The 13201-nt window shown below is 52.9% G+C and carries 16 protein-coding genes; 12 read left to right on the top strand and 4 right to left on the bottom strand.

What is annotated here, in order from left to right; all coding sequences use genetic code 11:
• Nucleotides 1-628: 628 nt before the first annotated feature.
• From PSE_RS19660 to PSE_RS19610, 11 genes are all read left to right on the top strand, one after another.
• Nucleotides 629-1564: a branched-chain amino acid ABC transporter permease gene (locus PSE_RS19660; protein WP_008548160.1), complete on the top strand. Its 936-nt coding sequence runs from the start codon at nt 629-631 to the stop codon at nt 1562-1564.
• Nucleotides 1564-2898, top strand: a complete 1335-nt coding sequence (gene livM / locus PSE_RS19655) for a high-affinity branched-chain amino acid ABC transporter permease LivM (protein WP_008547376.1) — start codon at nt 1564-1566, stop codon at nt 2896-2898. Before PSE_RS19660 ends, livM begins: the two co-directional genes overlap by 1 nt.
• Nucleotides 2895-3743 carry an ABC transporter ATP-binding protein gene (locus PSE_RS19650; protein ID WP_014286419.1) on the top strand — a complete coding sequence of 283 codons (849 nt, stop codon included), beginning with the start codon at nt 2895-2897 and terminating at the stop codon, nt 3741-3743. The genes livM and PSE_RS19650 overlap by 4 nt, the downstream gene beginning before the upstream one ends.
• Nucleotides 3740-4471 (top strand): ABC transporter ATP-binding protein, encoded by a 732-nt coding sequence (locus PSE_RS19645; RefSeq protein WP_014286418.1) that lies wholly within the window; start codon nt 3740-3742, stop codon nt 4469-4471. Before PSE_RS19650 ends, PSE_RS19645 begins: the two co-directional genes overlap by 4 nt.
• A gap of 116 nt (nt 4472-4587) precedes the next feature.
• The gene (locus tag PSE_RS19640) at nt 4588-4947 is read left to right on the top strand and encodes a DUF6867 family protein (protein ID WP_014286417.1); all 360 of its coding nucleotides are present in this window, start codon (nt 4588-4590) and stop codon (nt 4945-4947) included.
• A 205-nt stretch (nt 4948-5152) separates the two neighbouring features.
• A complete protein-coding gene (locus PSE_RS19635; RefSeq protein ID WP_008547633.1) occupies nt 5153-6253 on the top strand; it encodes a branched-chain amino acid ABC transporter substrate-binding protein in 1101 nt (366 codons plus the stop codon).
• A 396-nt stretch (nt 6254-6649) separates the two neighbouring features.
• Nucleotides 6650-7006 carry a lysozyme inhibitor LprI family protein gene (locus PSE_RS19630; protein ID WP_208997992.1) on the top strand — a complete coding sequence of 119 codons (357 nt, stop codon included), beginning with the start codon at nt 6650-6652 and terminating at the stop codon, nt 7004-7006.
• Nucleotides 7007-7012: 6 nt separating this feature from the next.
• A complete protein-coding gene (locus PSE_RS19625) occupies nt 7013-7564 on the top strand; it encodes a hypothetical protein (RefSeq protein WP_041768698.1) in 552 nt (183 codons plus the stop codon).
• A 148-nt stretch (nt 7565-7712) separates the two neighbouring features.
• The gene (locus PSE_RS19620; protein WP_014286414.1) at nt 7713-8192 is read left to right on the top strand and encodes an SRPBCC family protein; all 480 of its coding nucleotides are present in this window, start codon (nt 7713-7715) and stop codon (nt 8190-8192) included.
• 388 nt (nt 8193-8580) lie between these two features.
• The gene (locus tag PSE_RS19615) at nt 8581-9024 is read left to right on the top strand and encodes an AprI/Inh family metalloprotease inhibitor (RefSeq protein ID WP_051125939.1); all 444 of its coding nucleotides are present in this window, start codon (nt 8581-8583) and stop codon (nt 9022-9024) included.
• A 29-nt stretch (nt 9025-9053) separates the two neighbouring features.
• Nucleotides 9054-9659, top strand: coding sequence for an AprI/Inh family metalloprotease inhibitor (locus PSE_RS19610; RefSeq protein ID WP_014286412.1), 606 nt, complete (start codon nt 9054-9056; stop codon nt 9657-9659).
• Nucleotides 9660-9720: 61 nt separating this feature from the next.
• Here the strand turns inward: PSE_RS19610 and PSE_RS19605 are convergent, their stop codons facing one another.
• Nucleotides 9721-10065 carry a hypothetical protein gene (locus PSE_RS19605; protein WP_148266176.1) on the bottom strand — a complete coding sequence of 115 codons (345 nt, stop codon included), beginning with the start codon at nt 10063-10065 and terminating at the stop codon, nt 9721-9723.
• A gap of 35 nt (nt 10066-10100) precedes the next feature.
• Entirely contained in the window at nt 10101-10958 is an 858-nt protein-coding gene (locus PSE_RS19600; protein ID WP_041768696.1) for a LysR family transcriptional regulator, read from the bottom strand.
• 94 nt (nt 10959-11052) lie between these two features.
• Between PSE_RS19600 and PSE_RS19595 the strand changes: the two genes are divergently transcribed.
• The gene (locus PSE_RS19595; RefSeq protein WP_014286410.1) at nt 11053-11430 is read left to right on the top strand and encodes a tautomerase family protein; all 378 of its coding nucleotides are present in this window, start codon (nt 11053-11055) and stop codon (nt 11428-11430) included.
• A 72-nt stretch (nt 11431-11502) separates the two neighbouring features.
• On the opposite strand, the gene PSE_RS19590 is transcribed toward PSE_RS19595, so the two are convergent.
• Nucleotides 11503-11832, bottom strand: coding sequence for a hypothetical protein (locus PSE_RS19590; protein WP_008547434.1), 330 nt, complete (start codon nt 11830-11832; stop codon nt 11503-11505).
• A gap of 124 nt (nt 11833-11956) precedes the next feature.
• Nucleotides 11957-13192: a VWA domain-containing protein gene (locus PSE_RS19585; protein WP_014286409.1), complete on the bottom strand. Its 1236-nt coding sequence runs from the start codon at nt 13190-13192 to the stop codon at nt 11957-11959.
• Between the last annotated feature and the right edge of the window lie 9 nt (nt 13193-13201).

Here is a 13201-nt window from a genome sequence, read left to right as displayed (position 1 = left end):
CAAGATATTCCCACAGATATGATCTGTGTTTCACACTGTACAATATTCATTAGTACTTTTCAGTCGCCCAAAAACGACAGGTATTTCAATTAGAGTAGTTATAGCCATTTGCTGAGAAAAGCTAGTTCTACTGCTAAAAACTGATTAATATACCGAGGGCTTCCCTCTCGTTTTGGAGCCGTGATTTGCTGATACGGAATTTTCGTAGAAATTAGAAGGCTCAATCGTGCCTTCGCGCGCCGGCAGATTGGAAATCTTCAAAAAATCCCGGGTACCATCTTGCAGTTTTTGTCTGGATATGGTCAGTATACATCAGCTGTGATATATTACAGAATAGGGAAGAGGCATTCTACGGATGAGAAATATTCACGCATTGGTTGTGGTGCTCTGATCTCAGAGCCTGACCTAGCGGATTGTCGGGAGTAGGAATAAGTCCAGATTTTGGGTTCTATGAAATAAAAATGCGTTTGCGGCGCATAAAGAATAGGAAAATTCCAAAATACGGACTTATAAGTATGGGTAATATACTTACAGGTCGGCTTACCATAAAATATTGGGGTCTGAATTCGGAGGCATTCAGACTGGACAGCAACTAAAAGCTGATCTCATGCGGGGAACAAAATAAAACATGGATTACTTTCTCCAACAACTTATCAATGGTGTGACGCTTGGGTCCATTTATGGGCTCATCGCCATTGGCTATACAATGGTCTATGGCATTATCGGCATGATTAACTTCGCCCATGGCGATATCTTCATGGTCGGATCTTTCGTTGCACTTATTCTAATTGTTGCACTTGGCATTACTGCCGCTACACCGGTGCTTCTTTTGATTTTAGCTCTGGCCCTCGTTCTTGTGGTGGCCATGGCTCTGACTGCTGTTTGGGGGTGGACAGTAGAACGTATTGCCTATCGGCCTTTGCGTGGCTCATTCCGCCTTGCACCGCTGATTACTGCAATTGGTGCATCAATTGCTCTTCAGAACTTTGTTCAGGTTTCTCAAGGCGCGAAAAACAAACCACTTCAGCCGCTGATTTCGGGAGGATTTCAGCTGACTGATGGTGGGGCTGACGGCTCTGGTTTTATCGTCAACCTGTCTTACGTGCAGATCCTGATTGTGGTGACCACTGTCATTCTGATGGTTGGGTTTACTTACCTCATCAACAATACAAATCTTGGCCGTTCGCAGCGTGCTTGTGAGCAGGACCGTAAGATGGCAGCGTTGCTTGGCGTGAACGTCGACCGCACCATCTCACTGACCTTCGTCATGGGTGCTTCTCTGGCAGCTGTCGCAGGCCTGATGTTCCTTCTCTATTATGGCGTTGTCGACTTCTACATTGGCTTCCTTGCTGGTGTTAAGGCGTTTACCGCTGCGGTGCTGGGTGGCATTGGCTCCCTGCCGGGCGCGATGCTTGGTGGCCTGCTGATTGGCCTGATCGAGACATTCTGGTCCGGTTATTTCTCAGTTGAGTACAAGGACGTGGCCGCATTCTCGATCCTGGCGATCGTGCTCATCTTTATGCCGGAAGGTCTTCTCGGCCAACCTGAGGTGGAGAAGGTATAATGCAAGCAAGACAAAGAGATAGCTTGCTTGTTGCAAGCCTGAAAGACAGTCTGGGTGGTGCGGTTATTACCTTTGCACTGGCCTGTGTCATGGTGGGTCTCAAGGTTGATGTTGCCTCTGGCCGTGGTGCCGAACTCTTCCTTGAACACCGCTGGCTGGCGGTTGCCACCGCTGTGATTGTTGTGTTCGCAGGTCGCTTCCTGCTGAACATGTTCTTCTGGAAGCGCGAAGATGCACCAAGCATCGGGATTTCCGGGTTCCTGCCAAAAGGTGGTTTGGGTACCGGTAGTGCGAACATGCTGAAATACGGCATGCTGGTGCTGGCTGTTGTGCTTCCATTTGCGTTGATGTTCTGGCTCGGCTCCCGTGGCTCCCGTCAGTACATTGACCTTGCTATCCTCGTGCTCACCTACGTGATGCTGGGATGGGGCCTGAACATCGTGGTTGGCCTTGCTGGTCTTCTGGACCTTGGTTATGTGGCCTTTTACGCGGTGGGTGCTTATTCCTACGCGTTGCTGGCGCACTACTTCGGCTTCTCCTTCTGGATCTGCCTTCCGCTGGCCGGTATTCTGGCTGCGTTCTGGGGCATCATTCTGGGCTTCCCGGTTCTGAGGCTTCGAGGGGACTATCTTGCCATTGTGACGCTTGCGTTTGGTGAGATTATCCGCGTGGTTCTGTTGAACTGGTATGAGTTTACCGGTGGTCCTGATGGCCTGTCCGGCATTCCACGCCCTAGCTTCTTTGGTCTGGAGTTTACCCGTGGTGAAGGCGGTTTTGCTGACTTCTTCGGCCTGAAGTACAACAGTATCCATCGCATTATCTTCCTGTACTACCTCATCTTTATCATGGCGATGCTCACCAACTTTGTGACTATGCGGTTGCGCAGAATGCCGATTGGTCGTGCGTGGGAAGCGCTGCGTGAAGATGAGATTGCGTGTCGTGCGCTTGGCATCAACACCACCAACACCAAGCTGACAGCGTTTGCTCTTGGCGCGATGTTCGGCGGGTTTGCTGGCTCCTTCTTCGCAACACGTCAGGGCTTTATTTCTCCTGAGAGTTTCACCTTCCTTGAATCTGCGATCATTCTTGCGATCGTGGTGCTGGGTGGTCTCGGTTCGCAAATGGGCGTTGTGATTGCAGCGGTTGTGATGATCGGCGGCTTCGAGTTCTTCCGTGAGTTTGAAGAATATCGCATGCTTGTCTTCGGTCTGATCATGGTTGTCATCATGGTCTGGAAGCCTCGTGGGCTTGTTTCCAGCAGAACGCCGAGTGTGGCACTTTCCAAAAACGCAAAAGGCATATCTGCCGATCTTGTTCAGGAGGGCCACGGATGAGCACCTGGGACAACAACCCTGTTCTGAAGGTCGAGCACCTGACCATGCGCTTTGGCGGTCTGACCGCTGTTGGCGACCTGAGTTTCAACGTTGGGCGCGGTGATATCACTGCGCTGATCGGGCCGAACGGTGCGGGTAAAACCACAGTGTTTAACTGCATCACCGGGTTCTACAAGCCGACTGAAGGTCGTCTGGTGATGAACCGCTCCAATGGAGAAAAGCATCTGCTGGAGCGCAAGCCAGACTTCAAGATTACGGCTGAGGCGAAAGTTGCCCGTACCTTCCAGAACATCCGTCTGTTTGGCGGTATGACCATTCTGGAAAACCTGATGGTGGCACAGCACAATCCGCTGATGGTCGCTTCCAACTGGACGATTGGTGGTCTGCTCGGTCTGGGCGGCTACAAGAAGTCCAATGTAGATGCAATTGAGACAGCCAAGTACTGGCTGGAGCGGATCGATCTGATTGATCGGGCTGATGCGCCTGCTGCGGACCTTTCCTACGGTGATCAGCGCCGTCTGGAAATTGCCCGTGCCATGTGTACTGGTCCTGAACTTCTTTGTCTGGACGAGCCAGCTGCTGGTTTGAACCCGAAAGAGAGCCTGGAGCTGAACACTCTGCTTCAATACATCCGTAAAGAGCATGACACGTCTGTTTTGCTGATTGAGCATGACATGTCTGTTGTGATGGAAATCTCCGACCACGTTGTGGTGCTGGATTACGGCGTGAAGATTTCTGATGGCACCCCAGAGTTCGTGAAGAACGATCCGCACGTGATTGCGGCTTACCTGGGTGTTGAGGATGATGAAGTTGATCAGGTTGAAGAGGAGGTGGGCATCGTATGAGCGCACAACAATCACTCCTGAGCATTCGCGGTGTTCAAACTTTCTACGGCAAGATCCAAGCGCTGCATGGTGTTGATCTTGATGTGTATGAAGGAGAGATCGTTACGCTGATTGGCGCCAATGGTGCCGGCAAGTCGACCCTGATGATGACCGTTTGCGGTACGCCGCAGGCCCGTCATGGCTCGGTGTCGTATTGCGGTGAGGACATCACCTACAAGCCGACGTTCGAGATCATGCGCACTGGCATCGCTCAATCTCCTGAAGGGCGCCGTATCTTCCCACGCATGACGGTTCTGGAGAACCTGATGATGGGCGGTATGGTTGCCGGTAATGAGCACTTTGAAGAAGACCTGCGCCGTGCGTTTGAGCTGTTTCCGCGTTTGAAAGAACGTCAGCAGCAGCGCGGCGGGACGCTTTCCGGTGGTGAGCAGCAGATGCTGGCGATTGCCCGCGCGCTGATGAGCCGTCCGCGTCTCCTTCTGCTGGATGAGCCGTCTCTTGGTCTGGCACCGATTATCGTGTCGCAGATTTTTGAGGCGATTGCTGAGCTGAACCGGACCGATGGTCTGACCGTGTTCCTTGTTGAGCAGAATGCGTATCACGCGCTGAAGCTGGCTCACCGGGGCTACGTGATGGTCAACGGCACAATCACCATGACCGGCACAGGTAAGGAGCTTCTGTCTCGTGAAGAGGTGAAAGCGGCTTATCTTGAAGGCGGCGCACATTAGAGCATGGCTATGACAGATGAAATTTTGAGAGATGCTCTAATGAATTGTTTTTGCGCGGATCCTTGTCCGAAAACCGGTTCCCACTTTTCGGGAATGCGCTCGACGGAGGCTTAGAGATGGGTATTCTTTATGGCAGCTCGATGCCTGCCTTTATCATGCTGGTTGTTGTTCTTGGCGGACTGGCAGCTGCTGCAACGGGTCGATCCATTGCGACCACGTGGCGGCCTTTGCCGATCCTGTTCTGGTTCATCTTCCTGCTGTCGCTGGCGATGCGTTTTCTGTCGTTCGCGCTGTTTGAAGAGCCGCTGCTGTCCATTCAGTATCTGGTGGTGGACTACGCCATTCTCATCGGCATTGCGCTGGTGAGCTACCGCGTGACCCGCACCACTCAGATGGTGACGCAGTACAGCTGGCTTTATCAGAAGACAGGTCCGTTTGGCTGGAAGCTGAAGCCGGGCCAGCAAGATAATTACTAATTCGCAAAATTACTTAGATAATTGTTGCGCATTCGGTCAGTTCTGGTTCAAACTAGTTTCTGGCTAGGCATCCAGATGATGAGTACGGAGAGGTCTCATTGTCGGAAGCATTGAGCAGGCGAGGGGTTTGCCTGCTCTGGTGGGAGACGGTTGCGTTTCCCGCTCAATTTCAATTGAGAAATGCACCTGACTCGGGGAGTTTTTTATGAAAAAGTATCTTTTGGCGAGCGTTGCCGGTGTTGCTGCTATGGCAATGTCTGGCGCGGCTATGGCTGAAATCGTTATTGCTACTGCAGGCCCAATGACTGGTCAGTACGCATCGTTTGGTGCGCAGATGAAAGCTGGTGCTGAGCAGGCTGTTGCTGACATCAACGCTGCTGGCGGTGTGAACGGCGAGATGCTTGTTCTGGAAGTTGGCGATGATGCATGTGACCCTAAGCAGGCTGTTGCGGTTGCGAACCAGATGGTTGGTAAAAACGTAGCGTTCATGGCTGGTCACTTCTGCTCCGGTTCTTCCATCCCAGCTTCTCAGGTATACGCTGAAGAGGGTATCATCCAGATCACCCCAGCTTCTACCAACCCGAAGTATACCGACGAGCGTCCTGGTCCTGGCACCTACCGTGTGTGTGGTCGTGATGACCAGCAGGGTAAAGTTGCCGGTACTACGCTTGCGACAGAATTCGGCGGCAAGAACATTGCTGTGATCCACGACAAGACCGCTTACGGTAAAGGTCTTGCTGATGCGACCAAAGCTGTCATGAACGCTGCGGGTAAGCAGGAAGCGCTTTATGAAGCTTACACCGCTGGTGAAAAAGACTACACCGCGCTGGTTTCCAAGCTGAAGTCTGAAAAAGTCGACGTTCTTTACGTTGGTGGTTACCACACTGAAGCTGGTCTGATGAAGCGTCAGATGGTTGATCAGGGCATGGACACCATTCTGGTTTCCGGTGACGCTCTGGTGACTGATGAGTACTGGTCCATCACTGGCCCTGCTGGTGAAGGCACTCTGATGACCTTCCCACCGGATCCACGTAACAACGAAGAAGCTGCTGCTGTTGTGGCTGCTCTTGAAGCTGCTGGTAAAACCACTGAAGGTTACGCACTTTACACCTACGCTGCGATCCAGACATGGGCGGCGGCTGCTGCTGAAGCTGGCACCACCGACTATGACGCAGTTGTAGAAAAGCTGAACGCAGGCAAGTTCGACACAGTTCTTGGCGAACTGTCCTTCAACGAGAAGGGTGACGTGTCTCTGCCAGGTTACGTTTGGTACGAGTGGAAAGATGGTTCCTACGGTTACCGCTAAGATTTAAGACCTGATTATCGTCAGGTTTTATGAGGGTTTCGGGGTGCTGCTCCGGAACCCTTTTTTGTTGCAGTTTAGCGAGGCTGGCAGAACACCATTAAGGGTGAAAGTGCTTGCCTACGGAAACCTACAGTAGGCTTAAGGTTCGGGGCGTAAACTAGCGCCTTCCCAAAGCAGTTTCATACGAGCTGCTTGCGTTTGGTTTGCGTATCTTTGCCAAAAACCGGTGTTCACTTTCCGGAGATACGCGCTAATGGAAGGTGTGCCATGATCATCCGGTGTCTGGTGTTTCTCGTGTTTTTAAGTTCCTCTGCTGTTGCCCTTGCTCAAGGGCCGAACCAGCCACGAGCTGATGAGATTAAGGTGTTTCATGAGTGCTTGCAAAAAGGAGGGCTTGTGTTCACTAACAGAGTCCAGTGCATTGGAAAGGTGTTTGAACATTGCGCCATGAAGTTGCAGGACCAGACCAGCATGGGCATGCGGGAATGTTACTCACGGGAAACGGCGCTTTGGGAAAAGATGATTTCGAACTCTGAAAAGGAGTTGAGGCGGAACGAGAATAAGGCCACGAAGACCGAGCTTGTTGAATCCACTCGGAACTGGAAGGCCTTTCGAAATAACGCCTGCAACATTCCTTTTGCCATGAACCCTAAGGGAACACTGGCACCGGTGCTTGGGATGGAGTGTTTCAACCGCATAACGGCTTTGTGGGCGCTTCAACTGTCAGAGTTTGCAACACCTTTGGGAGATTAAGGCCTGATGAGATTATGGGCGTGTTTGGTTGTCTTTACTGCGGTTAGCTTTAGCTCCGTTCAGGCTGCGCAGATTGATCTGTCGGTGTGCAAGGCTGGTGACGGCAAAACACCGGTGCCGCGCTGGGAAGTGACGGCAATGCCCGTCGATACGCCTGAAGGGGAACCAGCAGAACCTTTTACCTACACAGTCACCTATCCACCGCCTGCCTATCACGGATTGATGGGCCACCTTCGAGTGAAGCTGGGCACGTTGGATGAGCAGTATTGCAGTGCTTTGCGGGAAGAGCTCATCGAGATCAAAAGAAGCACGGGCCAGCCGATCCCGATTGTGATTGAGTGGCTGTTTGATGACAACGGCCCTAAGGATGATGTGCGGTCGCTGGACTTTTATGAGCTGCCTGAGTTTACGCAGGAAGGGTGCTGGTTGGATGGTGTCTATCAGTTCGTCGCGCTTGGGCACTCAGAGGCGCAGCCCGACGAGTACATGCTGAACCTGGTGCCTCTGGAAGCCATTCAAAAATCCGGTTCTTTCTGTCGTCCTATTCAAGAAGGGTGAGCTGGCTCGGTGAAGCCTTGCTTGTTTTGATAGTACCTCAGCCGTGTGAGTGGGCCCGGCCTCTTATCTCTTTTGCATATAGCCCTGTTTCCCTTAGGTGAGAAACGGCGTAGGCTTGGTTGTTGCAGCCAATGCGTGAGGGGGAGTTATGGGGCAGACGGTTGAACATGACACGATCATCATTCGTGAAAAGTTGGAGGCATCTGCTGAGGAGGTGTTTGCAGCTTGGGAGGATCCGAACGCCCGGACGGTTTGGGGCGTTCCTTCTGATGATGAAGCCATTGCATTTTTAGAAAATGACTTTCGCGTTGGTGGTTTGGACGTTCACCAGTGCGGCCAGAATGGTGATCTGCGATTTCGTGTTGAGACGTGTTATCACGATATTCGTCGCCCGGATCTCCTGCTGTTTACCGAGCGGGTCTCAACCGGTGACATGCTGCTGAGTGCTTCTTTGATCACGGTTACTATGAATGGAGAGGGCAGTGCGACTGAGCTTAGTGTGACTGTTCAGGTCACATCCATGGTTGGCTCCGACATGATTGAGGCGACCCGTGGGGGTTGGCAGGCCTCTCTGATGAGGCTGGCTGGTTATCTGGAGCGGTCCCACCGCGAACAGTCCGGTGCTTGAGTGTCAGCTGATGATCTGCTGTTGCTTAGGTGTAAAGCCGCTCAGTACATGCCACGCGCAGTGCTGATTAAAGCCGGATAGCATTTGGGTTCTGTTTGCCGGCTTACTAAAGCGGAATGATCCCTCACCCGCAGTATAGTGGAATATTCTCTCTGTAATTCGAGGAATTACCTTATGTATTCATGGTGTTGTATGCTGTGATGCGTATGAGGAACTCACTTTAATAGTGAATACTTCAGAGTTTTGTCTGTTCAAATCACTCCCAGGTTTACTAGGGTAAAATATCAATTTGATTCAATTTTTCTGTATTGGAAAGTTGAAGGATATGGGTACAGGCAGCTGATGTGGGGCGTTTTAGCGGTTTGTCTGTGCATGGTCAGGGGCATACATGCGGATCAAAACCCTTTTAATTTCAACTTGTTTGGTCGTGTCCGGCTGCGTGCCGCACATTAGCGACAGTGTTGAGGAACTGGCTGAGACGACGGTTAAAAAATCTAACGAAAAACCCGTTGTTGAACGCGCCAGAAAAACCGAAGCAGAGCTGGCCGCTGTCACTGCGCTTGCTGGCAAGTGGTCTGTGGTGCGCAAACAAGGGCAAAAACCGTGCGCGCTGCAGCTGAAAACAGCGCAGTTTGGCAAGAATTATTCGGCGAGCTCCGTGTGTTCTGGCAGGCCAAATGTTTGGGCCTGGAACACAAAAGAGGATGCTCTTGTCCTTTACGATCACAGAAGTGAGGTGATCGGGTCTTTTCATAAAAATGAGGTGGGCAGCTGGAAGGAAGCGAAAGCGGGTGGGGACCCTGCGCTTCGTCTGATCCGGCACGGGCAATAAGACCCAACGTATTCTTTGGGGGGAATGACATGAGGAAGTTTGCTGTTGCTGCAAGCCTGTTGGCGCTTGCTGGCTGTCAAAGTGCCGGGGGAGGCGGGGAAACCTACAGCGCACCTGCACCCGCAGCGCAGCCACCTGCCAGCGCTGCCGATGCTCAGGCTGTGGTGGCGCAAGACCAGACCGCGCAGAGCAAAACCTATCGCAAAGCAGATGGGACTGTTGTGACTGAGACCACCACGAGTTCAGCGCAGGCCAGCGTTGATCCCGGCGCCGCCACGGCGTTTCTGGCTGGTGTTGTGGCCGCTGCTGCTCTTGGCAAGAAAGAGGAGCGCCGTTCTCAGCCCATTGTGAAAGCCGATGATATGGTTGGCAAATGGACGGTTTATCTGAACTCTGGTGACCGCGTTTGCCAGCTCAATCTCAGCACTGAACCCAAGGATGAAGGCTTTGCTGCCAGCTTCAATCACTGCATGGATGGGGATCTGTTCTTCGTTTCCAACTGGCGGATGAAGGGGCAGGAGCTCGTGTTGTTCGACAACTTCTCCCGCGCCAAAGGCAGCATGCGCATGACCGAATGGAACCGCTGGGAAGGCCAACTGGCCAGCAACAGCAAGCCAATTACTATTGCGCGATAGATGACTGAGTGTCGGTTATGGTGCTGGCACGCTGTGGTGTTGAGGTAGAGTTGTTCTGGCCCTATTTAGAGTTTTTTGTCGGTGATTTTTTTATTATTTGACCGCAAGGAGTGACAAAAATCTCTGTTGAGACACTACTCTCAGAGAGGCGTACAATGAAATCCAATTTATAGCTGCTACCACTTTTTGTGATTGAGATTGGGTAGTAGCGAGCTTTATTGCCGTATTCTTGTGTGACCCAAAGCCTCGCAATGGCGTCAAACTGTGTTGGCCCAATTAACTGTGTGGCACATTGGGCCATCTTTTGAATGTCCTCTGGAGTTCTTAGTTCAATAACCTGCAAATGAGCATTGGATGGTAACGGAGAAGACAGCAAGCACAATAGTGCGATAAGCATGATCTTCATTCCACGCTCCTGCTTAGATTTCTGTTCCTTAGGCATTAGTCCGGCACCGCGCTTTTGAATGCTGCCGAGAGTGCAGCGATTGCTTCTTCGGGTTTACCACCTCGCACTCTTGTATGCAGCATGATTGGTAAGACGGGGGGATCCGGCAGGCCGAGTTTCTCTCCAACTTCAACGGCACCGATTGGCAGCATTCGCCGGGTGAGGGCTGCGACGCCCAAACCGGCCATGACGGCGGCTGATACAGCAGTTACGCCGCCGCCAACGAAGACCTCTCTCCACGGAATACCGGCCTGATCGAGCAAGTGCCCGGCCATAATGCGCACGCCGCATGGCTCGGGCATAGTCGCAACGGGCAAAGGTTCATTTGCCCGAGGCTGCCAGTCTTGCGAGGCAAACCAGCCAAACTTCTCATTCGCGATAAGCTTGCCGTCATTTCTGTCTGCATGTTGGCGGATGATGACGGTGCTGAGTTCCTGCCGGTCGAAGCTCTTGAGGAGGTCGCCTGAAGAGCCAATCCTGATCTCGATGAGAAGCTGCGGGTCTTGCGCGTTCATGCGGGCGATCAGCAGTGGGAGTTCTGGCCCTGCAACGTGATCGCTGATGCCGATGGTCAAACGTTGACGTGTGTTGGTGAGGGAAGCGAGGGCATGATCGTGCTGTTTCAGGAGTTCTCTGGCATGCTCCAGAAACGTGGTGCCTTCTGCTGAGAGCTGAACGTAACGCGGTGTCCGTTCAATCAGCTGGCAACCCAACCGCTTTTCCAGTCGTTTCAGCTTTAAACTTACTGTCGACTGGGTTGTCTGAAGCGCCTCAGCAGCCTGCGTGAAGCTGCCAAGTTCTGCAATGCGAACAAAGGTTTGCACGGCGTCGAGATCAAGGGGTCGGTTTGTCATTTAAGTGTTCAATAACTGATATCGCTAGGCATTGTATATTCAAATGGATGGTGTGCGTCTAGGTTTCTCTCCATGACTTAAAGGAGGAACCGTCATGCCACTTGTCCATATCTCATTGCGTTCAGGGAAATCTGATGTCTATCGGCAGGCTATCTTTGATGGTGTCTATCACGCTATGCGGGATGCGCTGGATGCGCCAGAAGACAATCAGTTTATGGTAATTACCGAGCACACGAGCGCCAACTTCCGTTTTGGGGCGTCCTACCTGAACATCGCCCGAAGCGAGGATCTGGTTTTCATCCAGATCACGCTCAACACGCGGAGCTCAGAACAAAAGAGGGCACTGTTTCGGCGGATTGTCGAGCTGCTGGGAGAGACCCCTCAAATCCGGCCTGAGGATGTCTTTATCAATCTGGTTGAGGTTGAAAAAGAGAACTGGTCGCTCGGCAATGGCGTTGCGCAGTACGCATGAGCGCGCAGTTACCCTGTCAGTTGCACCTGCAGCTGACGGGGGAGATTTAGCAATGCCTGATACGAGGTTGTATCAGACTTGCTTGTCCATGATTTCTGCTGGCAGGTGGGCCATCCACTTACGGCGGATTGCTTTTTCCAGGTCCAGATTGTTGCGGTCCGCGTAGAGCAGAAGGTGAGCCAGCAGGTCTGCAGCTTCGTCTTCTTTCTGGGCGTGCAACTCTTTTGGGGTTGCAGAACCGGAGCGGCCACGACGGGTTGCCTTCATATGGGCTGCCGTCAGCTCTCCGAGCTCTTCCTGAAGTTTGGCAAGATACCAGATCTCATCGCGGTTGATGTTGAACCGCTTGGCGTAGATTGCTGATACTGTTTTTACAATGTGCAGAAGTACTTTGAATGTCATCGGGTCGGACAGAAAGGTTGGGCTTTCTGCGCGGTCTCACGCAGGCGAGCCGAAGGTTTGGCGGGAACTTATGTGAAAGCGTATCTTTATCCGAAAACCGGTTCCCACTTTTCGGAGATACACACTAGAGGAATCTCTGCGTGGCATCATATGAGCTATTTATGCGCTTGTCATTCAGGGCGAGGCAAAGATCTTTGACAGCATCCAGCGAATGGATTGCCCGAAACTCATCGGTATGTGGCAGTATCGCCTGAATTCCGCGGGCTTTGGCCTCGAACTTATCGTAGCGCAGCAGCGGATTGAGCCAGATGAGCCGTCTGCAAGATCTGTGGAGACGATCCATCTCTACTGACAACTCATCGTACGCTTCTCGCTCCAGGCCATCCGTGATGAGCAGGACGATTGGTCCGCCATGGCAGACACGTCTCAGCCAGGTGCGGTTGAAGGTTTGCAGGGAGCTGGCAATGCGGGTGCCGCCGGACCAGTCCTCCACCTCATCGGTACAGGCTGCGAGGGCCTCATCCGGGTCTTTCATGCGCAGGGCGCGGGTGATGTTGGTGAGCCGTGTGCCAAACAGGAAGGTGTGGGTTTTGCGCTTTTCTGACAGGGCATGCAGGAAGTGCAGCATGATGCGGGAATACTGGCTCATGCTGCCGGAGATATCACAGAGGGCGACCACGGGCGGGTGAACCTGTGCCGGTGCCTTGTGCTTGAGATCGATGATGGAACCACCGGCTTTGAGCGTGGCGCGCATGGTTCGCCGCGCATCTACCTGCTTGCCGATGGTATGTGAGTGCACTGGCTTGAAGCGGCGGGAGCGGACTTGATCTGCTGGCATGGTGAGATGAGCCAGAGACTTGCGGGCTTCTGCGATCTCTTCAGCGCTCATCTGGGCGAAGTCCTTCTTCTGCAGGACTTCCTTTTCTGAGACGGTAAAGCGGGCGTCTACCTCCACCAGTGGTTTGGTTTCTTTCGCCTCGCGCTGCTTGTTGGCCTCAAACGCGTTGGCAACGCGGGATTGGGCGGCGCGTGGTTTTTCCGGTTCGCGTTGTCCGGCTGGAGCAACGGGAGACAGCAGGGCCAGCATCTTCTCAACGAGGCCTTTGCTTTGCCAGTACAGGCGGAAGGTTTCGTCAAAGACGGGTTGCTGGTCGCGTTTGTGGACGAAGACGGAGTGCAGGGTCCAGTAGAGGTCCTGCTTGTTCTCAATGCCGCTGATGGTGACCGCGCTTACCGCATCCACCACGGAGGATGGCCCCGCAGGCAGACCCGCTTTGCGCAGGGTTCTGGCAAAGTGGACGATGTTTTCCGTGATACGCCCATGGGGCGGGCGGGGAGATGGCGCGAAGTCGTCCTGCATCAGGTGAGG

This window comes from Pseudovibrio sp. FO-BEG1, assembly GCF_000236645.1.
Lineage (GTDB): Bacteria > Pseudomonadota > Alphaproteobacteria > Rhizobiales > Stappiaceae > Pseudovibrio.
This window is presented reverse-complemented; position numbering and strand designations above follow the sequence as displayed.

Bases quoted from the DNA above. Each gene is read 5' to 3' on its own strand.
- PSE_RS19660 (WP_008548160.1), top strand. From the start codon at position 629: ATGGATTACTTTCTCCAACAACTTATCAATGGTGTGACGCTTGGGTCC.
- livM (WP_008547376.1), top strand. From the start codon at position 1,564: ATGCAAGCAAGACAAAGAGATAGCTTGCTTGTTGCAAGCCTGAAAGAC.
- PSE_RS19650 (WP_014286419.1), top strand. From the start codon at position 2,895: ATGAGCACCTGGGACAACAACCCTGTTCTGAAGGTCGAGCACCTGACC.
- PSE_RS19645 (WP_014286418.1), top strand. From the start codon at position 3,740: ATGAGCGCACAACAATCACTCCTGAGCATTCGCGGTGTTCAAACTTTC.
- PSE_RS19640 (WP_014286417.1), top strand. From the start codon at position 4,588: ATGGGTATTCTTTATGGCAGCTCGATGCCTGCCTTTATCATGCTGGTT.
- PSE_RS19635 (WP_008547633.1), top strand. From the start codon at position 5,153: ATGAAAAAGTATCTTTTGGCGAGCGTTGCCGGTGTTGCTGCTATGGCA.
- PSE_RS19625 (WP_041768698.1), top strand. From the start codon at position 7,013: ATGAGATTATGGGCGTGTTTGGTTGTCTTTACTGCGGTTAGCTTTAGC.
- PSE_RS19620 (WP_014286414.1), top strand. From the start codon at position 7,713: ATGGGGCAGACGGTTGAACATGACACGATCATCATTCGTGAAAAGTTG.
- PSE_RS19615 (WP_051125939.1), top strand. From the start codon at position 8,581: ATGCGGATCAAAACCCTTTTAATTTCAACTTGTTTGGTCGTGTCCGGC.
- PSE_RS19610 (WP_014286412.1), top strand. From the start codon at position 9,054: ATGAGGAAGTTTGCTGTTGCTGCAAGCCTGTTGGCGCTTGCTGGCTGT.
- PSE_RS19605 (WP_148266176.1), bottom strand. From the start codon at position 10,065: ATGAAGATCATGCTTATCGCACTATTGTGCTTGCTGTCTTCTCCGTTA.
- PSE_RS19600 (WP_041768696.1), bottom strand. From the start codon at position 10,958: ATGACAAACCGACCCCTTGATCTCGACGCCGTGCAAACCTTTGTTCGC.
- PSE_RS19595 (WP_014286410.1), top strand. From the start codon at position 11,053: ATGCCACTTGTCCATATCTCATTGCGTTCAGGGAAATCTGATGTCTAT.
- PSE_RS19590 (WP_008547434.1), bottom strand. From the start codon at position 11,832: ATGACATTCAAAGTACTTCTGCACATTGTAAAAACAGTATCAGCAATC.
- PSE_RS19585 (WP_014286409.1), bottom strand. From the start codon at position 13,192: ATGCAGGACGACTTCGCGCCATCTCCCCGCCCGCCCCATGGGCGTATC.